Here is a 22,828-nt window from a genome sequence, read left to right as displayed (position 1 = left end):
AAGCTTCTCTTATCATCATAAACGTTTTTGACTAGCCCATGCAAATTGGCCTGTCGAAAACTCAGTCCTATTGTGGCACGCTTACTTTCCAGCGGGACAAATCAGGATCTTCCATTTGGATGCTTTCTGGTGGGAAAATAAACAGCCATGGTTTACTCGTATTTGCATTTACCGTCAGGTTACCCAGTTCAAATGAACCTTCTGCCACTTTATCGCCACTCGCATCAAACAGCGCCAACGGTAATCTTTCAAAGGAAAGGGACTGCGCAGAGCCGTTTCTTATCAGAAGCATGACATGAAGATCGCCTTCTGGGGATCGTCCAAGCTGCACACTCTGTATATTGACCTCTCCCTCTTTTAATGCAGGAAGATTCTTGGCTAACTGAATCAAGTAAGTTTTCTGTTCTTCAGACAGCGCCTTAATCCATGATTCCTCTAGCTCTAGTTGCTGTGGCAGAACCATTTTCTTTTCGGCCAATTCAAAAGCAATTTTCCAATTGGCCAACAGAACATCTACTTTTAAGAAGTGTTCTCTAGCAAATACAAACGACCACGGTCTTGCGGAACGCGGTGGAATTTCCCCGATCTCGCCCAGATCAAACGTCTGGCGAGTAAAAAGCTCCTGATCACCGAACAGTACCACCAGTGTCGTCTCATTAAGTTGTACAGGCTCATCAGAACTGTTCCGGATGAACGCTGTCACTTCGATCCCATCATCATGTGGAACAAGAGCTGTCCCTGCCAGGGAGATATTCCCTTCCTGCAGCGGAGCTAATTCTTGCGCCATAAAGGAAAGCGAATACTTCTCCTGTGGAGTAAGCTTATCTTCCCATGATTTATGCAAGGAGAGCGTTGTCATAACGCCAGAAGCTGCATCCTGTGCCTGGTCCTCTTCTTGGTGTGACTGTGCGGTATCAGAAGCGGTCAAGATCGATTCCTCCTGAACCTGCTCTTGTACCTCTTTCGTTGTTGGTTTATTCCCCATTAAATTCTTCAAGAAGGATAACATGTCGTCGCTCCCAACTTTTCTCTACATCTATATATAGTTTACATTCGTCATCCACTATAGCATAGTGGTATCCTTTTGCAACATAGAAAACTTGGCATTACAAGCTGCAAATAAACGGTTTGTGCAACCATCGAACAGAGCCATTCGTAATAGTAGTTATGTTAGGATACCCGTACGAAGCAGGGGATGTCAAGGAATGGAAGAATTGCGTTTTGTATTTGATTTCCATAATCAGATAAAGTTTACATCCTTGTTTTTAATTGATAAAATATAGGAGTCTAAACAAATAACTTGGGGAATTTCTTTTGGCCAACTGACTGGTTCAGTTGGCTCTTTTTTTCGTATTCTTAAGAAAACAGAAAATCAGGGCTTTTGCCCTGATTTTGTCTACCGATTTCATTATCCAAGTAATGCTTTTATATTTTTTTTATACTCCTCTACACCCGGTTGATCAAATGGGTTTACCCCTAACAAATACCCACTCACAGCACATGCCTTTTCAAAAAAGATAATTAATTCACCGAAAGTATATTCATTTATTTCATCGAGTTCGATACTGAGGTTTGGTACTCCACCATCGACGTGGGCACGGATCACCCCTTGGAAGGATATCTGATTCAAATCGTGAAACGTTTTTCCCGCCAAGTAGTTTAATCCATCGATATTCGCAGGGTCAGATTCAATGAATAGTTGGTCTTGTTGACTATTAACAAAGAGTACGGTTTCGATTAAATCCCGTCTACCATCTTGTATGTATTGTCCTATAGAATGTAAGTCAGTAGAAAATTGAACGGAGGCAGGAAATAGAGCTTTATGCTCTTTCCCTTCACTTTCGCCAAACAGTTGTTTCCACCACTCTGATAAATATTGTAGGGATGGTTCATAACTTACCAACAATTCAATAGTCTTACCCTTTCGATACAATACATTTCGTACGGCTGCATATTGGTAGCTCTCGTTACTCCATAAGTCTGGATTGTTATAGTGATGAGAGGCTGCTCTTGCACCTTCCATCATTTGTTCTATATTAAGCCCAGCAACGGCCATTGGCAAAAGCCCTACTGCCGTCAAAACAGAATACCTTCCACCCACATCATCAGGGATCACAAAGGTTTCATAACCTTCTTCGTCTGCGAGCTTTTTAAGAGCTCCTTTGGATTTATCTGTCGTTACGTATATTCGTTTTCTTGCGCCTTCTTTTCCGTATTTCTTCTCTATGTAATCCTTAAATAAACGAAATGCTAGCGCCGTTTCCAGCGTGGTCCCCGATTTCGAAATGACATTAATAGAGATATCTTTTCCTTCTAATACTTCAAGAAGATGAGTGAGATATCTGGTACTCATATTGTGACCTGCAAAATATACCTCTGTCGAACCATTCAACTGATTGTAAAACGAATGAGTTAGCGCCTCAATTGCGGCACGAGCTCCTAGATACGATCCCCCGATCCCAATGACGATAAACGCCTGGGAATCCCTTCTAATGCGTTCTGCTGCCCTTTGGATTCGTTCAAATTCTGCTTGATCATAGCTGAGTGGCAAGTCTACCCATCCAAGGTAGTCAGAACCGGGTCCCATCTTTTCATGAAGGAAATCATGCGCTTCTTTTACGAGTTCGCTGAGATTGTCTACCTCTTTTTTATCGATAAAGGATAGCGCATTTGAAAAATTGAAAGATAGCCCCATTCTAATCTCCCCCTACTATCTTCTCTATACACTATTTTTAATATCGGTTTTAAGTTGATATTCAGAAGCATAATGTACTATACAAACAAAAAAACTTTCCACTTTAGGATTACAAAGCGAAAAGTCTTTCATTCTGACATAACACCTATCTATTTTACTATTTTTTCATGATTAATGAGTTGATCCAAATAATTCATAAAATCATATCTAATATCTTCGCTTAATAGCCCAAACTCTACTGTTGCTTGAAGAAATCCAAGTTTGTCTCCAATATCATATCTTTTTCCTTCAAACTCCAATGCGATCATCCCGGTATCCTTCGCTAACTCTTTTAAGGCATCGGTCAGTTGAATTTCACCACCAGCACCTGGGGAAGTAATAGCCAAATAATCAAAAACCTGAGGCTGCAAAATATACCTTCCCACAACCGCAAGATTCGAAGGTGGATTTTCCTTTGGTTTTTCAATCAAGTCAAGAACTTCTGTTTCTCTTCCCAAGTTCTCTCCAGGTGTTACAATCCCATATTTCTCGGTATCTTTCCAATCAATTCGTTGAACACCGATAACAGATTTCTGCTCTCTCTCAAATACTTCAATCATCTGTTGTAAACATGGTTTTTGGCTGTGAACGATATCATCTCCAAGAAGAACAGCAAATGGCTCGTTTCCAATAAACTTTCTGGCACAATAAACTGCATGTCCAAGACCGAGCGCTTCCTTTTGTCGGATATAATGGATATCAGCCATATTAGAAATAGATTCAACCATTTGTAGCAAACTATGTTTTTCTTTCCCCTGCAAATTCAGTTCTAATTCAATCGAGCGATCAAAATGGTCCTCAATTGCCCGCTTATTTCTACCGGTTACGATGATGATATCTTCAATACCTGAAGCAATTGCCTCTTCTACTATATATTGAATCGTCGGCTTGTCTACAATAGGAAGCATTTCTTTAGGCTGTGCCTTTGTTGCCGGCAAAAATCTCGTACCTAGCCCTGCAGCCGGGATTATCGCTTTTTTAATCATATCCGACCACCTCATTTTTGTTAATTTTCTACAAGACTTGTTACAAAGCTTTTTAGCATATCAAGTTTGATAGTGGCAGCATCTTTCTGTTTATCTACCGCACTAAAATAAAACTTAATCTTAGGCTCTGTACCTGATGGTCTGATTGCGACCCAGCTTCCATCTTCCAAAAAGTATTTTAGGACATTTGACTTTGGTAATCCATCAATGCCTAGGGAGTAATCTTTTAGGGTACTCACGCCAATAGAACCAATATTGGAAAATGGATTCTTCCTCGCCTTATCCATAATGCCCGCTATTTTTTCTTGCCCCTCTTTCCCTTTTAACGTGAAAGAGGAGAGATCCTCAATAAAATAACCATGCTGCTTATAAATTTCTTCTAAAACCTGATAAAGTGTCTTACCGAGTGATTTGTAATAAGCAGCCATTTCACACGCAAGCATCGCCGCTTGGACAGCATCTTTGTCCCGCACAAAATCCCCAATTAAATAACCATAACTTTCTTCATATCCGAACAGGAATTGATATTCTCCCGAAGTATTGTACTCTTCGATTTTTTCACCGATAAACTTAAACCCCGTTAAGGTGTCAACCGTATCTACATTGTAGGCTGAAGCAATTCCACGACCGATTTCAGAGGTTACGATGGTTTTCAGTACAACAGCATTCGCAGGAACTCCATCATGTTTACTCTTCTGTTCAAGAAGATAATGCAATAGCAATGCTCCAGTCTGATTACCATTCAGGATTACGTATTCATCATTCAAATCTTTTGTAATAATACCGACACGATCTGCATCGGGATCTGTTCCTAACACAATATCAGCATCTACTTCCTTGGCTAAAGACAGTGCCAGATCGAATGCCTGTCGTTCTTCCGGATTAGGAGACGAGACTGTTGAGAAAAATGGATCCGGCTGCTCCTGTTCGGGAACTACATATACTTGTTTAAAACCCATTTCTTTCAAGACCCGTCTAACTGGTTTGTTACCTGTACCATGTAGAGGTGTAAACACTATTCGAAAATCATCTGCAACTTTCTTAACTGACTCTGACTGTAAAGAAAGAGAAAGCAAGCTCTCAGTGTATGCTGCGTCAATTTCCTCATCCAATAGATGAATAAGTCCTTTTTCAATTCCTTCACCTTGCGAGACGAATTCTATCGTCAATTCGTTCTCCACACGATTAATAGCTTCTAATATCCCATCCGCTACCATCGGAGGAATTTGTCCCCCATCCTCACCGTACACCTTGTAACCATTATATTCTGGTGGATTATGACTTGCTGTCAGTACAATCCCACTGGCAGCTTTCAAGTATCGAACAGCAAACGATAACATAGGTGTCGGACGTAATTCCTGGAACAGATGCACCTTTATGCCGTTCCTAGCCAATACCCCTGCGGCTGCCTCTGCAAATTCAGGAGACATCTGTCGAGAATCGTAGGCAATGACAACGCCTTTTTCTTTAGCATTGTCTACGTTTTCAATTAAATAATTGGCAAGCCCTTCTGTCGCACGCCGTACCGTATAACGATTGATGCGATTCGTTCCCGCTCCAATTACCCCGCGCAGTCCGCCAGTTCCAAATTCAAGAAAACGATAGAAACGATCTTCAATCTCCTTTTCATCCGTAACAGAGAGTAGTTCAGTTCTCAATTCCGGCTCCAACTGCTTAAATTGTGACCATCGTTGATAGGCGATCTGATATTCCATCATTGCTTACACTCCTAACAGGAAACTCCCCTAATTATTCCTTTGTAGCCGCAATCTCTTGTAGCGAGGAGGAAACCGTCTGACAATGTTCCTCTACTTCTTCCCAAGTCATAAAGATCCGAACAATATCTTCTTCTACTAGATCAGTACCCGTTTGAACCTCAATAAACTCAATATCTGTAATTGCTTTGATCCCATGCTTGGAACCGACCGGGATTTGCAATACATCTCCTGCTTTTACTGTGAAGATCTTATCATTGAGAGCAAATTCTCCGATCCCGCTAATGATTGTCCATACTTCACTTCTCTTATAATGCAATTGATAGCTCAAATTTTTCCCGCTGGCAACGCCGATACGTTTCGTTAAGACTTCTGTACCATCTGCGACTTTGGTATGGTCCAAGACGCGGTACCATCCCCAGCGGCGTTCCTCAAACATCGGTCTTTGATCGAAATCTTTTACCATATCTTTAATTCTAGGACTAGCTGCCTTATCGCTCAACAGGATACCATCCGGACTAACGGCAACAACAACATTGGACAAGCCTAGAACAGTAACTGGGATATCCAGTTCGTTGATCACATGTGTATTTTCACAGTCATTACTTACCATTCCCTTGCCAATGAGCCGTTGCTCTACTTCTTCGGTAAGTGTATTCCAAGTACCAAGGTCTTTCCAATAGCCATCATATGGAAGTGCGACGATGTGATTGGCTTTCTCTACTACTTCATAGTCAAAACTAATTTTAGGCAGTTCATGATAAACAGAAAGCAACTTGTCATACTCGGTAGGTAACCCTCTATTTTCCAACAAAGAAAGAATGAAACCTAGCTTAAATGCAAAAACACCGCAGTTCCAAAGTGCCTTCTTCGTAATCAGTTCCTTCGCTATATCTTCGCTTGGCTTTTCCTTAAAAGAATCTACCGTTAAATAGTCATGATGAGTAGCAATTACTTGCGGAATAATGTACCCATACTTTTCAGAAGGGTAGGTTGGTGTTACCCCCATCAATGCCAAATCTGCTCCTGAATCGAGAAGCACTTTTTCAAGTTCCTTTACTCTTTGAAAAAATCGGTCCTCTACATAAGGGTCGACAGGCAAAATAGCAACCGCTTCTTCGCGGTTTACTTTCTTTACGGTATGTAAATAGGTTGCTGCAAGAGCGATCGCTGGAAACGTATCTCGGCGTACTGGTTCTATCACTAATGGAACGTCGTGACCAATTTGGCTTTGGATCATATCTACTTGAGATTTACTTGTAGCGATTACCGAAGCCTCACTTAAATCAACCGCACTTAATTGACCCCAAACACGCTGCACCATTGATTCCAAGTTGCCTTCTTTATTTTTCAGCAGTTTCAAAAACTGTTTTGATCTTGCATCATTAGAGAGTGGCCAAAGGCGTTTGCCAGAACCACCGGACAATAGCACTAGTTTCATGATTTAATCTCCTTTTACTTTAGTAGGGCATCCTGAATAATTTTATGTAATCCATCGATAAACGGCTGTTTACCGAACTTCTCGCTGTGAGCACGAATGATCTGAGAGTCAAAATCATTCACGTTAAATTGCTCTAAAGTATGTATCAACGATTCTGGTGTTTGTTGCTTAAAAAACAGCCCCGTCACGTTTTCCTTGACTGTTTCTAATGCACCGCCTCTTCCGAAAGCTACAACAGGTCTACCGCTTGCCTGTGCCTCTACCGGAGTAAGACCGTAGTCCTCATCACCTGCAAAGATAAATGCATTGCATTTTGAATAATACTCAGCAATAACATGATCCGGTTGATACCCCATAAATTTAATCGTCGGACCTGCCAGCTTTTCTAGTCGAGCACGGTCGTATCCATCACCAATAATTACTAAAGGCTTATTCATTTCATTACAAGCTTCAATGACAATATCAACACGTTTATATGGTAGTAATCTTGAAACGACAAGATAGAAATCCTCCACTTGCGCTTGATCAAGTACTGTAAAACGTTCAATATTGGCTGGAGGATATAATATCTGTGAATCCCGGCGGTAGTATTTCTCAATGCGTTTCGACACGTATTCGGATATGGCAATAAAGTCATCTACCCTGTCGGCCGTTAACTGATCCCACATGCGGATATAATTCATGCCGAAAGGAAGCACTTTCGAATACAAACCGCCCGGTCCATCTTCACCTAGATACTGATGATACAGATCCCATGAATAACGCATGGGCGTATAGCAGTAGCAGATGTGCTTGGTATCCGGTTTTGTAATAATACCTTTGGCAAAAGCACTGGATGAAGATAAAACCACGTCATACTCACTAAAGTCAAACTGTTCAATTGCCGTTGGGAATAACAGCAAATACTTTTTGTAATGTTTTTTTACCAAAGGCAACCGTGCAATAAATGATTCATGTATTCGATGCTTTCTAATCGGATCCGTTATCACGTCAGGATCGGCAAGCAGCGTGTATACGGGTGCATCAGGAAACATGTCGCACATGATCTCCAATACGCGTTCTGCACCGCCAAGCTGGTTCAAATAGTCATGGACAATGGCAATTTTCAACTTATTCACTTCCTGCTAACGTCTTGTTATACACTTCAATTGTTTGTTCCGCTACCTTATTCCAGGAAAACTGCGCAGCACGTTCTAAAGATTTACTCACAAGTCTTTGGTGTAATTGCTTATCAGAAACTACATTTTCTATGGAATCTACCCAACTGTCTATATCCATCGGTTCAACCAGTATTCCAGCGTCACCGATCACTTCCGGAATGGATGATACATTGGAACCGAGTACCGGAATCCCACATTGCATCGCTTCCAATAGTGGTAGCCCAAACCCTTCGTACACAGATGGCAACACCAAGCTCGTAGCTCCATTATATATGGATACGAGATCTTCATCGTTGACATAACCGAGAAAAATTACATCATTTTCGAGTTGGCATTCTTTCATGAGTTCAAAAATCGGGGAAAACTTCCAACCTTTAGCCCCAACAATAACCAGCTTTTCCTCGATGTGGCCTCGCTTTTTCATTTTGTCAAAAGCCCGAATCAAAGTCATCAAGTTTTTTCTTGGTTCGATCGTCCCCACATATAATACATATTTTCCTGGTAATACGTAACGTTCTCTTACATATTCGCATTCTAATGGAGACATAGGTTTAAACATTGGATCTGCTGCAAGGTACACGACATCGATCTTTTCTTCAGGCACATGCAATAATTTCATTATATCTTGTTTTGTTTGAGAAGAGTCTGCTATAACACGATTCGCTTCGTTGACCGAGTAAGGAACCCATTTCATATGGTGATTATAAATTTTTTCACTGGTTGTTTCCGGATAAATCATGTACGCCAAATCGTGAACGGTTACTACAGATTTCGCTTTAGTAGTCGGGAGAATTGTAAAATTAGTCCCATGAAAAAGGTCGATCTTCTCTTTACTGAACGCATCAAATGGAAACTCGTACAATATAGTAGGTTTCATTAACCTTCTGATCACATTGTACGGGTAACGGCTATTAACGCGAAACAAATCGAAGTTAAATTTAACAACACTGTAGATAAGGATACTGCTGTTGATACTAAAAACTACTTTATCCAAAGATCTGGTGACGCAGCGCCGGTAACAGTACACTCTGTAGATGCTACTGCAGTTGCTGAAGTTCAAGAAGATGGTAAAACAGTAGTTATCTCTACAACAGCTGATATTGCTACTAACTTTGGAGTACAAACTGGTGCGGCATTTACCTTCAAAGTATCTGGAGTTAAAGATACAAACGGTAAAGAAGTTGCCAAGTATGAGACAGTGCTTGTTAATAAAGATACTGTAGCTCCAACATATGTATCTGCGAAGGCATCTGCAAAAGTGTCTACTAACACTATTACTTTGAAGTTTAGCGAACCAGTCGTTGCAACAAGTGGTATTGTAAAAGTAAATGGTCAAGTAGCTTCTGTAGGTGTGTCTGCAAGTGACAAAAATGCTCTTGTAGTAACTACTGGTGCGAATCTTGCAGCTGGTCAAACATACAACCTTGAAATCCTTAACTTCAAAGACTATGCTGGTAATCTCTTGAATCCTAACCTCGTTACTTCAACAGTAACAGTGACGGCTGATGTTGTTGCTCCTGTTCTGACTGATGTAACAGTTTCTCGTGATAACAGACTGACTATCACATTTGACAAAGCTATGGATCCAAACACTTTGACTGCTGGAACTGTTAAATTGTTGGATGGCAATTCTACAAACATTGATGCAGTTACATCTGTTACACCAAAAGATCAATCCTCTAACAAAGTATTCTATGTTAACCTGAATAACAAAGTTGTATTTAACAACAATGTATTCAATGGAACATTGGTACTGACAGACAGCATTTCCGATGCTTCTGGTAATAAGATTGCAACAACGAATAAATCTGTTTCTATCGCTAAAGATACAGTAAATCCAGCAGTTGCTAGCATGAAGTTTGTAAAAGCCAATACCACTGCTGGTGCAAACTACGGTGGCGTGTCTACTACAAATGGTGCAATCGTCGTTAAGTTTAATGAAGCTGTTGCCAAGAATGGCGCTGCATCTGCAGCTGGAATTGTACTTGTAGACAACAAAGGTGCTACACAATCTCTGATTGCCAACCTAAGTGGAGCAGCTGTTAGCAACGTGGATCCTACAGAATATGTAATTCCACTTACAACAGCAATTCAAGCTAACTCTGGAATTACATCTCTGACAGTTCGTATTCCTGGAGCTCTTGTAAATGACCTCTCTTTGGCAGCAAATGCAAGCGATGCAGGTGTCAACACTATTACAGTGGAAGGCGGTTCAAGCACTACTGATCCGACTGCTCCAGTTGTAACAGCTGCAAATGGTCCTACTGGTCCAGTTGGTACTAGCGGAAATACAATTGCACTAACTATTACGGAGAACGTAGAGCTTAACGCTGCTACAGTACTTGACGTAAATAATTACCGCTTAGATGGTGCACCGTTGCCAGCTGGTACTTATGTAACAATTTCAGGTAAGGCTCCAACCTTCACAGCTACATTGCATATCCCAACAGGTACTATCTCTAAAGATAGAAGCAACTACCAATTGAACGTGTCTGGAATTAAGGATGCAGCTAATAATACTGCGACTGCAATAGCATTCAACGTAACGTTGATGGATGATGTTAAACCAGAATTATCAACTGCTGCTCTGAATACTGATGGTACACTGTCCCTTGGTTTCAGCGAAAAAATTTCTACAAGTGATGTTGTAGATGCAGATGATCTGGTTATCACTGTTAACAACCAAATCCTCTCTACTGCTGCGTATAATGTAAATGCTGTTTCTACAGGTGCTGATGCAGGTAAATCAGTAGTATCTGTAACTCAAAAGGTTTACACAGATGCAAATAATGTACAAACACTGTACATTGATACGACCGATAATAACACTTCTACCACTGCACCAGATGCTACAGATATTATCCTTGCAACTGGTGGTAACTATGCTGGTTTGGGTTCTGTAGTAGATTTGAACAGAGCTGTAATCCACTCCTTGAAAGTTAAGACTGCGGATACAACTTCTGCTAAGGATGCTTCTACAAACGGAAACACCTTGAAGGCTAAAACAGAAAAAGTTGTTAAGTAATTAGACTATTACTTTTAGCTTTGAAAAGAGAGTCCGAGTGATCGGGCTCTTTTTTTCTTGAGAAAATCTGTTTCAAAATACTTTGCATTATAAAAAAAAGAAACAATTATAATACGGTAATCATATGTTAATTCGACATTATATGTGATAGAATGTGGGGGATATTTGAAAAAATATCCTATGGATGAAGGAACTGTGGAGGAATTTTAAATTGATAGCCAAAAAAACGATATATTCAATTGTTTTAGTCGTGTCTTTACTAGCTACTACTGCCTGTAGTAATACTGATAAAACAACTGAAAAAGAGCAAGCTTCATTACCTAACGCTGCAAGCGAGGTAACAAAAAAGTTTGAACAAGGAGTTAGTTTATACAACCAAGGGAAACTAGACGAAGCCAAAATAATATTTGAAGAATGCATTTCTCAAGATCCAACAAAAGGAGAATACGATTTTTTTATTGGGAACATATTACGTATAAAAAATGATTTTGAAAATGCATTAGTATATTACCAAAATGCAATGAAAAAGTCTCCAAAATTAATAGAAGCATACAATAATGCTGTAGCACTTCAAATGGCCACACAGAAATTTGATCAAGCACTTGAAACTGCGAACAAGGGTTTAGAAGAACAGCCAGATTTCGTTGATTTAAAATTTAAGAAGGCCCAAATTTTATATGTTCAGAAGCGATATAACGAGGCAATCCCTTTGTTGACTGATCTTGCAAAGGACCCAGTAAATTTTGAGGCGTACCGCTTTCTTGGGTTAAGTTATATTGGGTTAAATGATAAAGCTAAGGCCTTAGAACACCTAAAAACATATACAAACTTAGCTCCTGAAGGTGTACCGTTTAAGGAGAATATAAAACAAATTATTACTGAATTAGAAAAAGGCAAGTAATGATATTATTTTTAGTCCGGAGGATCTAATGGGACGAATAATAGGTTTAGTTTGTGTATTAGTGATTTCTTTACTTTTTATCTACACTCCGTATCTACGGGGTTTATTTTTTGATAGTGATTTTTATTTGATCGAAGTATTACTGGTAGTGTTATTCCTTGTCAATGTAGTTTGGCAATTCGTTAAGAATCCACAGCAGGCTATACTGCCATATTTAGTTGTGTTTTTAGTACCATTTATGTATCTTTTATCATTGACCAATGCAGCGACACCTAATGGAGCGTTTGACAATCTCTTTCGTTGGCTAGCCTATACTTCTATGTTTGTCATGTTAATTTGGGCAAAACAATCAGATGAATCAAAGAAGCTAGAGCAAGTTTTTTCAACTGTATTTCAATTGACGGCGATATGGGTTTCCTTTTTTGCTGTCTTTGGCATGTGGGGATGGGTTGAATTTAAAGACCTTATGCTTGCTGAACGTTTAACAGGCACATTCCAATATGCCAATACCTTTGCTACCGTTATATGTGCTTTCTGGCTTTATGCACTGGTAGCTTTGACGAAGAAAAACCTTCCTATCTGGTCTACTATACTGTTTAGCTTACCTTTGGTGGCATATGGAGTAGGCTTATTACATTCCTACTCACGCGGATCTCTACTTATTTTTCCGCTGGCATGGTTTTTCGGACTATTGTTACTGAAAGGTAAGGGACAAATTTCATACACAATTTACTCCATCCTTTCAGGTGCTGCTTCTTTCATTGTATTTCGACAAATTACTTCGCAAACGGAGCAAGGCTCAGCAAATCCGGGCATGCTTGCTTTCTTTGTTTCTACTGTTGTGGTGCTAGTGTTGGTTTATTTAATCAGAACAGTATTTGACAGAAAATCGTTTTTCACTAACTTTGGAGATAATAAGTTTGCAAGGTTCCTTTTGCCTGGGCTCGTCATTATTGTAGGAGTATTATTCGTATTGGATTTAAAAAGTAGTGGCTTATTATATCAGCAATTGCCAAGTAGTTTACAGGAACGGGTATCGGATATTAATAGGGAAACTGCTAGCTTGCTAGGAAGAACAAATGTATATCAAGATGCATTCAAGATCAGTAGCGAGGCACCTCTATTAGGAGTTGGAGGTGAAGGCTGGAATATTCTTTATCCAAAGTATCAAGAACTGCCGTACTTAAATAATGAGATTCACAACGGCTACTTGGAAGTCTTGTTAAGTACCGGTTGGTTAGGATTAATTATCTTTTTGCTGGTATTCGCATTCTTGATTTATCAAGTTGTTCTTCGGATAGGTAAAGAAAAAGAGCAAGAAGAGCAAATACTAACAATAGCTGTACTACCAGCCTTAGCAATGATATTCATGCATGGCTTTATAGATTTTGACTTTTCTTATGGGACTGTATGGTTTGTTGTTTTTTGGTTGCTTGCAATGGGGGTTCCAGCTTATGCATTGCGTGTCAATAACATAGTTATGCTAGTCCCAGGCGCAATAGGAGTCAGAGTGATTTTATCTTTAGTAGCTGTCATTGTGCTTGTCTTCGGTGTTTATTCTTTCCGATTCTATTTAGCAGAGAATGCTCTCCCTAAGGCAGATAGACAAATATCGATTGATGAAGCTCAGCAAATGCTAGAGAGAGCAGTCTCGCTAAACCCATATCAACTTGATTATCAATTTAATTTGGCTAATGTGTATGCTGCTAAATATAAGAATGAAGGAAAAGAAGAGTGGAAAACGAAAGCAATTGAGAGACTTCAGGCTGCAGAAGCCTTGGAGCCAAATAGTTCAAAAGCGATGTATAGCGTAGGGAATGGGTATTTAGCGTTGAATGATTGGGAGAAGGGTATACAATACTTTGAAATGGCGATGGAACATGATCCATTCAATGTACAGCTCATTGAGAGCACGATGCGTGTGGAAGCACAGCTTGCAGCACAGTTTGCATTATTGAAGGAAAAGGAAACGGCGGCTATGTTGGCAAAGAAGGCCATTGGTCTTTATGAGGACTATATTGCGCGAATTGAACCATTTAAGGCAAAAGAAATTCCCGATAAGCGGCCGTTGGATTTGGAAAATGGTACGTATTTGTTTTTAGGGCAGGCATATCTGATAGTTGGAGAATATCAAAAGGTTATAGAACAGACCAAGATAGTAACTGATCCGAATTTTGTACTTGATGCGAAAGCTTTACAGGCTGTAGCATTAGAGGCTTTAGGACAAGATGAACAGGCCGCGGCTATAACTAAATCATATATTCAACAATATCCTGATTTTGCTCAGCGAGTAGTTACTTACAAAACTCAAATTATCTACTAAACAATTCATATTTAATGTTATACAGCTTGTGAACTCTCGTATACAATAGAAGGATACAGGTGAGATTTTTCGACAAATATATGAGTTCATAAGAAGATCAAAGAAGAATATAGAGAATGGAGAATAATTATGTCGAAACGTGCTTTAATTACAGGAATTACAGGTCAAGATGGATCCTACTTAGCAGAGTTGCTATTAGATAAGGGATACAAGGTATACGGTCTACGCCGTCGTACTAGCGTACCTATTATCGAGAATATTGAACACATTAAAAATGAAATTGAATTTATTGATGGCGATTTGTTGGATCTCTCATCAATGGTTTCTGCTGTAAAAAAAGCTAACCCAGATGAAGTCTATAATCTAGCTGCTCAGTCTTTTGTAGGGACTTCTTGGGAACAGCCAGTTTTGACAGGGCAAGTAACCGGGATTGGTGTAACAAATGTACTCGAAGCGGTTCGGATAATTCGACCAGAAGCAAAATTCTATCAAGCATCAAGTAGTGAAATGTTCGGTAAAGTCGTGGAAACTCCTCAAAAGGAAACAACTCCATTTTATCCGCGGAGTCCTTACGGAGTAGCAAAGGTGTATGGACACTGGATTACTGTAAATTACCGTGAAAGCTTTGATATGTTCGCTTGTTCTGGTATTTTGTTTAATCATGAATCGCCACGTCGTGGAGTGGAGTTTGTAACGCGAAAAGTGACAGATGCAGTTGCAAGAATTAAACTTGGTATGCAGAACGAACTACGCATGGGGAACTTGGATGCCAAGCGCGATTGGGGCTTTGCAGGGGATTATGTGAAGGCAATGTGGTTAATGCTTCAACAAGACCAACCGGATGATTTTGTAGTGGCAACTGGTGAGACTCACACTGTAGAAGAGTTGGTAGATATCGCATTTTCACATGTTGGGCTAAACTGGAGAGATTTCGTTGTCATTGATTCTCGATTTGTGCGGCCAGCAGAAGTGGATCTTCTATTAGGTGATCCTACGAAGGCGAAAAATAAACTGAATTGGAAACTTGAGGTTGGTTTTGAACAGTTAGTAAAAATGATGGTAGATAGTGATCTAGCGAAGATAAAACAACTTTTGAAGTAGGATAAAGGTGGTTACACAATGAGAGCTTTAATCACCGGTGTAAGGGGATTTGTTGGTCAGTACTTAGCAAAACAACTAATAGCAGAAAATGTTGAAATTTGGGGGACTTCAAGAGGTGAGTCCCCCGAACCTTATATTCAAGGTGTTCGATTGATTTCAACGGATTTAACGGATGAATCAGAAATAGTTGCATTAATTGAAGACATAAGGCCAGACTACATTTTTCACTTAGCTGGTCAAAGTTCGGTACATTTCTCATGGGAAAATAAGATTGAAACATTTAATGCGAATGTAGAATGTACTATTAGATTATTAGAGGCTATAAGAAAAAGTAAATTTGCTAAGTCAGTCAAGATCCTCACTGTAGGTTCTTCTGAGGAGTATGGAAAAATAGATTCTTCTCAGACACCAATAACAGAACTAACTAGTCTTAGACCAATAAGTCCGTATGGGATTTCGAAAGCAACAGTTTCTTTTTTACTATCACATTATTATAACAGCTATGGTCTGCAAATTATTCATGCTAGGCCTTTTAATCACATAGGTCCTGGACAAAATTTAGGGTTTGTTACAACAGATTTCGCCAAACAAATAGTTGAAATAGAAAAAGGGGTAATATCATCAGTTATAAAAGTAGGTAATTTAGAAGCAAAACGTGACTTTACTGATGTTAGGGATATCGTAAAAGGATACAGCTTGTTAATGAGGAGAGGTAAACCAGGAGAAGCTTATAATGTATGCTCTGGCGTGCCGGTATCAATTATGGATATTCTATACTGGTTTATAAAAAGAAGTTTTAATCAGTCAATCCAAATTGTAACAGATGCCAATAATTTAAGGAAATCGGATATTCCTCTTCATTTTGGTTCAGCTGAAAAAATGAGAAATCAAACAGGTTGGACTACAGAGATTAGTTTAGATAGTTCTTTACAAGATATATTAGATTTTTGGAGAGAGAAGTACGAAAATTAGGGAGTCCAAACGATGCTGAAAAAACTGAGAGAAATTTACTCCTATAGACAAATGTTAAGGAGTTTGGTACTAACAGATCTACGGACGAGGTATAAAGGGTCAATATTAGGCTTTTTTTGGACATTTTTAAATCCGCTGTTAATGCTTCTTGTATATTCAATACTATTTAAATATGTAATGAAGATGAATTTGGAGAACTATACTGCTTTTTTGTTTATTGGTTTATTACCTTGGTTTTTATTTAATCAATCCATTCAATCCAGCGCTGGAGTAATAATTAGAAATGCTGGACTGGTTAAAAAGATTTATTTTCCTAAAGAAATTCTGCCAATATCAGTTATAATTGGTGGGTTAATTAATTACTTGTTTAGTTTTATTATTTTGGTTCCATTATTATTAATTAGCAATATCCAATTAAGCTGGATCGTATTGTGGTTCCCGGTAATTTTGTTGGTCACGCTTATTTTTTCTTTAGCCCTGTCTCTACTTATTTCAAGTTTAAACGTGTATTTTAGAGATTTAGAACATATTATGGGGATCATTTTAATGGCTTGGTTTTATATGACGCCAGTGATTTATCCCGAGGATATGATACCAAATGATTTAAAAACAGCGTTTAGTTATAATCCAATGAAAGTTATCGTTCAGAGTTACCAAGATATATTTTATTATAATCAAGTACCTAATTTGCTTGGTCTTGCCGTAGTTGGGATAATCTCTTTACTTATCATGATCATTGGATTTTATGTATTCTTCAAACTTAGTAAGAATTTTGCTGAGGAAATTTAAGGGATGATTACAATGGATGTAATTCGAATTAACAATGTATCTAAATCATTTAAGATTTACAAAGAAAGAAATTCTACTTTAAAAGATCGTATTATTTATCGGAGTAAGAATAGGTTTGAATTGTATCATGCCTTAGATGGGGTTTCACTAGATATTAAAAAGGGTGAAACTGTTGGGCTACTTGGAAGGAACGGGTCAGGAAAAAGTACCTTATTGAAATTGTTAACTGGAATTCTTTATCCAAATTCAGGAAGTATAGAAATGAAGGGAAGAGTTTCAAGTTTGTTGGAACTTGGAGCTGGCTTTCATCCTGATTTCACTGGAAGAGAAAATATTTATATGAATGCCTCTATATTAGGGCTTAATAAGAGGGAGATTACGAAAAAACTAGATGAAATCATTGCGTTCTCAGAGTTGAAAGAGTATATTGAAAATCCTGTTCGGAATTACTCATCAGGAATGTATATGCGTTTAGCTTTCTCAGTTGCAATTATGGTCGAGCCTGATATTCTACTGATTGATGAGGTTCTAGCAGTTGGTGATGCTGCTTTTCAACAAAAATGTATGGATCAAATGCTTAAATTAAAGAGAAAAGGTACAACAATCGTATTCGTATCACATGATTTAGGGGCGATGCAAAAATTATGTGATAGAGTGGTGTGGATTAATAAAGGAAAAGTGATCGAAGAAGGACCTCCTCGGAAAATTATTGACCAATATCTAATGTTTTTAGGTGATGAGGAAAATAATCGTTTACTCGCAGAAGAATCATTTGAAAAAGTTGTTTTGGACGACAGCATAATAGCAAATACGAACCAGCATGAGGAACAAGATAAATATGATAGTGTACAAGAATCTGACAATATTGAGCGGTGGGGGAATAGGAAAATTGAAATATGTGAAGTTAAAATTCTTGATAACACCTGCAAAAAGAGATTAAGTTTTATTTCTGGTGAAAAAATGAGAATAGAATTAAAGTATAAATCTAACTTGGATGTAGATAAACCAGTATTTGGTATTGGTATATTTACTCTTGATCATGTTAATTGCTATGGCACAAATACATATATAGATAATTATCAAATTAGAGATTTTAAAAAAGGAGATAAGGGATCTATTATTTTTGATGTACAATCACTTGATCTTGTAGCGGGGACTTACTTGGTAGATGTTGCCGCTGTAAGTCAAGATGGAGAACCTTATGACTATCATAGTAAGAAATATTCATTTAGAGTTTCTTCCACTACCAATGATCTTGGGATAGCCAAGCTTAAACATTCATGGTCAAATATTGGGGGAGCAAATAATGAGGAAGAGTAACTTTTTTCAAATATACGAGAGTATTAAAAGTAACATAAAAACAAAAAAAGTAGTCGATCATAATCTGGTTGATGTTACATATAAGAGAAATTCTGAAAAATTGTTCCAAAGAAATTTCCGTGATTTGGACTATATTAATAGAAATTGGGCAGTAACTATCGACGACCCTATTACATCACATAGAACAATAATAGGACCAAGTATTGTTTTTGGGAAAAAAGTTGTTCGTAAATTGCTTAGATGGTTAATTCTTCAGATCACGAGTAAGGTATCACTTCATAATGCGGCCACTACTCGGGTGCTAATCGATGTAGTCCAAGAGATTGATCAGATTGAAGGAAAATTGGAAGAAACGATAAAGAACAATATTTTTCAAACTGAGGATAACTCTGAGTATGTAACGAGAGATGAATTCTTACAGTTAAAATCAGAAAACGAAACATTAATTCAAGCAGTTCAATTTTTGAAGGAGAAAATGGAACTTCTAAGTGATAAGTTAAATTTTTATAGAGAACAAACGGAGTTTAAGAATCAATTATTTAACCAAAGTATAGAACAGGTTAAACGACAGATTGATACTGAAAACGAAAAATATCGATCAGAAATGGAAAAAAGTCTAGAGGTAGCAAGTCAGGCCTGGAGACGAAACACTCGCGAGATATATAGTAATTTTGATTGGTTCAGCTTTGGACAAAAGTTTGGTGGTAATCTAGAAGCCTTGCACGCTAAATATATCCAGTATATTGATCACTTCAGCGAAAAGAAAAAAGTCCTAGATATCGGATGTGGTGAAGGTGAGTTTATCGAATACCTAAAAAAGAACAATATAAACGCATATGGAATTGATTTCGGGAAAGATAGTATCGATGATTGTTTGCAAAAAGGCCTAGAGGCATATTGTATTGACGCGCTTTCGCATTTAAATCAGTTACGTGACGGAGAGATTGACGGAATATATATAGGACAAGTTATTGAACATTTGTATACAGATGAACTTTTAGCATTAATAGAATTGGCTTATAAGAAGCTTTCTCCGCAGGGAGTGTTTGTGCTCGAAACAGTTAATCCGAAATCCTTTTACTCTTTAAGTAGTTTCTTCAAAGATTTTACACATATTAAACCTATCTTTCCCGAATCACTCGAACACATGTTAATCAGCGCAGGTTTTACGTTAATTGAAACTAAATATCTAACTCCGTTACCCGTACGCCTAGACACTATTGATGGAGACCCTGAGGATTCAACAGTGTCTACTATCAATCGTAATATCGAGAAACTGAACCAGCATTTATTTGATTTCCATGATTATGCTGTAATTGTTAAAAAGTGATAGGAAAGGTGACTTAAATGAACATTTGCATAGATGCCCAACCTTTGCAGACAGCAGGGTCAAGGACAAGAGGGATCGGTCATTATACAAGAAGTCAGTTAAATCAAGTCTTAGTACTAGACAAGAAAAATCAATATAAGTTGTGGCTTTATGACAAAAATATTGACTCTGGGATTATCGAGAATGCTTCGTTAGAGAATTATTATTTCAACTTTGGTATAGATAATTTTCTACTCGATAGTAATGTAAGGGATTCTTTGGTAGCTTCTTTAATCAAGAAGACAATTACCCATCAGAGAGCTGATTTGATTCATTTTACGTCCCCATTTGATCAATGGAATATTTTTGATACAGGATGGTATTCAAATATACCAACTGTCGCCACTATTTATGACCTTATCCCCTTAATTTTTAAGGAGGTATATTTAGCTGATCCTAACTCTCAAAAGGCTTATTTTCAACGAGTTGACTTTATAAAGAATCTAACAAGAATGATGGCGATATCAGAGAGTGTAAAGGAGGATTTGGTAAACTACCTTCATATAGACCCCGAGAAAATTGATGTTATTTACGGTGGTATTGATAACTCGTTTAAAAAAATTAGTATAAGTAATGATGAAGAGTATCGATTAAAAAATAAATTTGGTATTAATAATGAGTTTGTAATGTGCACGGGTGGCGCTGATTATAGAAAAAATCTTGAGGGTCTTATTAAATCCTTTTCGATGATGAGCAAAGAAGTGCTAGTACAGCATCAACTTGTAATTGTTTGTAAAATTGATGCTAACTATAAAAAGGCACTTAAAGACCTAGCAGAAAAAATGGGGATCGGTGATAAATTAGTACTTACAGATTATGTAACGAAAGATGAATTAATTAGGTTATATAATCTGGCTAAAGCATTTGCTTTTGTTTCTTTATATGAAGGTTTTGGCCTTCCTATTGTTGAGGCGATGGCGTGCGGATTACCAGTAATTACATCAAACAATTCAAGTCTAAGAGAAATCGCTGGAGATGCAGCACTTCTAGTAGATCCTAAAAATAATAAAATGATAGCGCAAAATATAGAAAGAGTATTAACTGATCAATTTTTAAGAGCTAAATTAATACAAAAAGGATTTTATCAACGCGAAAAGTTTACCTGGGATAAAGTAGCTGAAAAGACGATCGAGTCATACGAAAAATGTATGTCCTCAAAAACTAGAGTTACACACAAAACTACTTCAGAAAAAAAACGAGTAGCCTTCTTTTCACCAATTTTACCTATAAAATCGGGTATCTCTGACTACTCAGAAGACTTGCTACCTTATCTCAAAAAGTATGGATTAGAAATAGAGTTATTTATAGACTCTTATAAGCCAACTTCAATGTCGATAAGTCATGAATTTAAAATCTATGACTACAAAAAATTTGAAGAGATGAATAGCCAAAAAGATTATGATGTCATTATCTATCAAATGGGTAATAGCACAACCCCAACCTAGTTTCCCCTAAAAATCCCCAATTCCAAAACCCTTGCCACTCAAGGAGTTTGGGAGTCGTGTTGTTCGACAATTTGTTAATCAATACATAATGGAAGAAACAAGTTGCAACAAGTAGCAGATCCACAGAAAAAAGATAACAGTTGTTCAATAAGTAGGTTTCCAATAGATGTCCAAAAGAAGTTGGCTTGCCCTCATGTCTGGCAAGGAAATGTCCCTTCAGACAAAAAAATTGTAGGCAAGTTGCAGACGCTCCCTTGGGTTGCTGAGTCCCCTCAATCTGAGCCCCAGTAAAAAGGAAGCGCCCCAGCAAAATGCCCCAGTGGGTACGTGTCAAATTCCATGTCTCACAAGGAAAGGCAATCGGTGCCCCTGTTGCCCCAGCATAATTGCGAAAAGCATAAATCCTCAAAATTGCGAACCACTAAAAACATGACCTCAAGCAATAGATGTACATTTTTGTAGCTGTTGCTTCCCTCTTTTCTAAAAGGTAAGGAAGTTGTACAATCAACTGATTCTCTCACGTCACATGTTTCTAGTTTTCTCCTTCAAGCCTTAGTACCTCGTCATACATTCGCTTGGAAATCCTGTACTCTTTTTCAACCAACAAATCAAGATAAGGTTTGACCGCCTCAATCTTTCCAACTCTCTTGGCAAGTCGCAAAATACCGATGGAACCCATTGGAATGAGGAAGAATGATTTTGCCATGTTTCGGGCAGCTCTCTCATCAATCAAAACAAAGTCAACTTGAAGTTCCATGCCACCCACGATTGTCTCAAGCTCACCATGATGTAATTTGCCATACATCCGCTCGACAAACAGCTCATCTCGTACCTCGTACAACTCAATCCTCTTCTCACGAATCGCTTCCATGACTTCCATTTTTCCAAAGGCAAACTCATCCTCTGGAGAACAAATCTCCGTAAAAACCGCCTGTGGAATAAAGACTCGATCAAACAACTCCCAGAGAAGATGGAGCTGACCAATCATGGATAAAGCAATGAGAGGACTGGTATTACTAATCAGCTTTGTCATCCGCTTTACCTTCCTCTACGAACTTCTGGATGGCAAACGAATCTTCTTCGAGGTGTTCTTCCGTAAACTCCATCCAAGGAATTTTTTTCACTCGTAATATCTCAATAAACTGGGCTAGAGGCATCCCAGCTAGCTCAGCCGCTCTCTCCAACGTCACCGATTTCTCCACAAAGAGTCCGATGGATAAAGACAATTTCACTTTTTCATCCATCGATTTTCCATACCCTGTTTTCTGAATCACATGAAGTAACTCGTCAGGGATACGTACATCAGGAACATTTTTTTCAGGTAACATCACCATCACCCCTTTGGATACCATTATACCATTTTTCCACGAAAAACCCTTGAAAGGCATTGTACCGATAACTCCTTATACCCATACTATTCTGCTTGTGTTGAGCCGGAAAGGAGAAGAATGCACCCTTTTTTCCTTTTCTAACATTCCCCCTTTTCACAGGGGCAGCAGGGGCGTAGGAGCGAAACCCTTGTTGTGCATGGCCTTTTAGGCTGTACC

General features: G+C 38.4%; 18 protein-coding genes. 9 read left to right on the top strand and 9 right to left on the bottom strand.

Translation table 11 applies throughout. From position 1 onward, the window contains the following. Window positions 1–67 precede the first annotated feature (67 nt). The 7 genes from AB1L17_RS14025 to AB1L17_RS13995 form a co-directional block, all read right to left on the bottom strand. Window positions 68–1,009, bottom strand: coding sequence for an accessory Sec system S-layer assembly protein (locus AB1L17_RS14025; protein ID WP_412845438.1), 942 nt, complete (start codon window positions 1,007–1,009; stop codon window positions 68–70). 399 nt (window positions 1,010–1,408) lie between these two features. Next, a complete protein-coding gene (locus AB1L17_RS14020) occupies window positions 1,409–2,695 on the bottom strand; it encodes a glucose-6-phosphate isomerase (protein WP_412845437.1) in 1,287 nt (428 codons plus the stop codon). Window positions 2,696–2,844: 149 nt separating this feature from the next. Next, window positions 2,845–3,720, bottom strand: a complete 876-nt coding sequence (galU, locus tag AB1L17_RS14015) for a UTP--glucose-1-phosphate uridylyltransferase GalU (protein WP_412845436.1) — start codon at window positions 3,718–3,720, stop codon at window positions 2,845–2,847. A 20-nt stretch (window positions 3,721–3,740) separates the two neighbouring features. Next, a complete protein-coding gene (locus tag AB1L17_RS14010; protein WP_412845534.1) occupies window positions 3,741–5,435 on the bottom strand; it encodes a phospho-sugar mutase in 1,695 nt (564 codons plus the stop codon). A gap of 34 nt (window positions 5,436–5,469) precedes the next feature. After that, a complete protein-coding gene (locus tag AB1L17_RS14005; RefSeq protein ID WP_412845435.1) occupies window positions 5,470–6,876 on the bottom strand; it encodes a sugar phosphate nucleotidyltransferase in 1,407 nt (468 codons plus the stop codon). A 14-nt stretch (window positions 6,877–6,890) separates the two neighbouring features. Continuing rightward, a complete protein-coding gene (locus AB1L17_RS14000; RefSeq protein WP_412845434.1) occupies window positions 6,891–7,985 on the bottom strand; it encodes a glycosyltransferase in 1,095 nt (364 codons plus the stop codon). 1 nt (window position 7,986) lies between these two features. Beyond that, on the bottom strand, window positions 7,987–8,913 hold the full coding sequence (locus AB1L17_RS13995; protein ID WP_412845433.1) for a glycosyltransferase family 4 protein: 927 nt from the start codon (window positions 8,911–8,913) through the stop codon (window positions 7,987–7,989). A 321-nt stretch (window positions 8,914–9,234) separates the two neighbouring features. Between AB1L17_RS13995 and AB1L17_RS13990 the strand changes: the two genes are divergently transcribed. The 9 genes from AB1L17_RS13990 to AB1L17_RS13950 all read left to right on the top strand — a co-directional run bounded on the left by AB1L17_RS13990 (window position 9,235) and on the right by AB1L17_RS13950 (window position 21,281). After that, the gene (locus AB1L17_RS13990) at window positions 9,235–11,061 is read left to right on the top strand and encodes an Ig-like domain-containing protein (protein WP_412845432.1); all 1,827 of its coding nucleotides are present in this window, start codon (window positions 9,235–9,237) and stop codon (window positions 11,059–11,061) included. Between the two features lie 211 nt (window positions 11,062–11,272). Then, a complete protein-coding gene (locus AB1L17_RS13985; RefSeq protein ID WP_412845431.1) occupies window positions 11,273–11,962 on the top strand; it encodes a tetratricopeptide repeat protein in 690 nt (229 codons plus the stop codon). A gap of 28 nt (window positions 11,963–11,990) precedes the next feature. Further along, the gene (locus tag AB1L17_RS13980; RefSeq protein WP_412845430.1) at window positions 11,991–14,285 is read left to right on the top strand and encodes an O-antigen ligase family protein; all 2,295 of its coding nucleotides are present in this window, start codon (window positions 11,991–11,993) and stop codon (window positions 14,283–14,285) included. 129 nt (window positions 14,286–14,414) lie between these two features. Continuing rightward, the gene (gmd, locus tag AB1L17_RS13975) at window positions 14,415–15,386 is read left to right on the top strand and encodes a GDP-mannose 4,6-dehydratase (RefSeq protein WP_412845429.1); all 972 of its coding nucleotides are present in this window, start codon (window positions 14,415–14,417) and stop codon (window positions 15,384–15,386) included. Between the two features lie 18 nt (window positions 15,387–15,404). Next, window positions 15,405–16,358: a GDP-mannose 4,6-dehydratase gene (locus AB1L17_RS13970; RefSeq protein WP_412845428.1), complete on the top strand. Its 954-nt coding sequence runs from the start codon at window positions 15,405–15,407 to the stop codon at window positions 16,356–16,358. Between the two features lie 12 nt (window positions 16,359–16,370). Further along, a complete protein-coding gene (locus AB1L17_RS13965) occupies window positions 16,371–17,147 on the top strand; it encodes an ABC transporter permease (protein WP_412845427.1) in 777 nt (258 codons plus the stop codon). A 3-nt stretch (window positions 17,148–17,150) separates the two neighbouring features. Then, window positions 17,151–18,467, top strand: a complete 1,317-nt coding sequence (locus AB1L17_RS13960) for an ABC transporter ATP-binding protein (RefSeq protein WP_412845426.1) — start codon at window positions 17,151–17,153, stop codon at window positions 18,465–18,467. Continuing rightward, a complete protein-coding gene (locus AB1L17_RS13955) occupies window positions 18,454–19,797 on the top strand; it encodes a methyltransferase domain-containing protein (protein WP_412845425.1) in 1,344 nt (447 codons plus the stop codon). Before AB1L17_RS13960 ends, AB1L17_RS13955 begins: the two co-directional genes overlap by 14 nt. Window positions 19,798–19,814: 17 nt before the next feature. Beyond that, window positions 19,815–21,281: a glycosyltransferase family 4 protein gene (locus tag AB1L17_RS13950; protein WP_412845424.1), complete on the top strand. Its 1,467-nt coding sequence runs from the start codon at window positions 19,815–19,817 to the stop codon at window positions 21,279–21,281. A 532-nt stretch (window positions 21,282–21,813) separates the two neighbouring features. Here AB1L17_RS13950 and AB1L17_RS13945 read toward each other — a convergent pair. Continuing rightward, window positions 21,814–22,314, bottom strand: a complete 501-nt coding sequence (locus tag AB1L17_RS13945) for a PIN domain-containing protein (RefSeq protein ID WP_412845423.1) — start codon at window positions 22,312–22,314, stop codon at window positions 21,814–21,816. Next, window positions 22,298–22,609: a UPF0175 family protein gene (locus tag AB1L17_RS13940; protein ID WP_103108916.1), complete on the bottom strand. Its 312-nt coding sequence runs from the start codon at window positions 22,607–22,609 to the stop codon at window positions 22,298–22,300. Before AB1L17_RS13940 ends, AB1L17_RS13945 begins: the two co-directional genes overlap by 17 nt. Window positions 22,610–22,828: the final 219 nt, after the last annotated feature.

The sequence above is a fragment of the Brevibacillus jepli genome (assembly GCF_047229145.1).
In the GTDB taxonomy this organism is placed as follows: Bacteria; Bacillota; Bacilli; order Brevibacillales; family Brevibacillaceae; genus Brevibacillus.
The sequence above is the reverse complement of the archived record's forward strand: the minus strand, read 5'-3'. Positions and strand labels throughout refer to the sequence as shown.

Excerpts from the sequence above, each read along its gene's own strand:
- AB1L17_RS14025 (WP_412845438.1), bottom strand. The coding sequence starts at position 1,009 with ATGTTATCCTTCTTGAAGAATTTAATGGGGAATAAACCAACAACGAAA.
- AB1L17_RS14020 (WP_412845437.1), bottom strand. The coding sequence starts at position 2,695 with ATGGGGCTATCTTTCAATTTTTCAAATGCGCTATCCTTTATCGATAAA.
- galU (WP_412845436.1), bottom strand. The coding sequence starts at position 3,720 with ATGATTAAAAAAGCGATAATCCCGGCTGCAGGGCTAGGTACGAGATTT.
- AB1L17_RS14010 (WP_412845534.1), bottom strand. The coding sequence starts at position 5,435 with ATGGAATATCAGATCGCCTATCAACGATGGTCACAATTTAAGCAGTTG.
- AB1L17_RS14005 (WP_412845435.1), bottom strand. The coding sequence starts at position 6,876 with ATGAAACTAGTGCTATTGTCCGGTGGTTCTGGCAAACGCCTTTGGCCA.
- AB1L17_RS13995 (WP_412845433.1), bottom strand. The coding sequence starts at position 8,913 with ATGAAACCTACTATATTGTACGAGTTTCCATTTGATGCGTTCAGTAAA.
- AB1L17_RS13980 (WP_412845430.1), top strand. The coding sequence starts at position 11,991 with ATGGGACGAATAATAGGTTTAGTTTGTGTATTAGTGATTTCTTTACTT.
- gmd (WP_412845429.1), top strand. The coding sequence starts at position 14,415 with ATGTCGAAACGTGCTTTAATTACAGGAATTACAGGTCAAGATGGATCC.
- AB1L17_RS13970 (WP_412845428.1), top strand. The coding sequence starts at position 15,405 with ATGAGAGCTTTAATCACCGGTGTAAGGGGATTTGTTGGTCAGTACTTA.
- AB1L17_RS13965 (WP_412845427.1), top strand. The coding sequence starts at position 16,371 with ATGCTGAAAAAACTGAGAGAAATTTACTCCTATAGACAAATGTTAAGG.
- AB1L17_RS13960 (WP_412845426.1), top strand. The coding sequence starts at position 17,151 with ATGATTACAATGGATGTAATTCGAATTAACAATGTATCTAAATCATTT.
- AB1L17_RS13955 (WP_412845425.1), top strand. The coding sequence starts at position 18,454 with ATGAGGAAGAGTAACTTTTTTCAAATATACGAGAGTATTAAAAGTAAC.
- AB1L17_RS13950 (WP_412845424.1), top strand. The coding sequence starts at position 19,815 with ATGAACATTTGCATAGATGCCCAACCTTTGCAGACAGCAGGGTCAAGG.
- AB1L17_RS13945 (WP_412845423.1), bottom strand. The coding sequence starts at position 22,314 with ATGACAAAGCTGATTAGTAATACCAGTCCTCTCATTGCTTTATCCATG.
- AB1L17_RS13940 (WP_103108916.1), bottom strand. The coding sequence starts at position 22,609 with ATGTTACCTGAAAAAAATGTTCCTGATGTACGTATCCCTGACGAGTTA.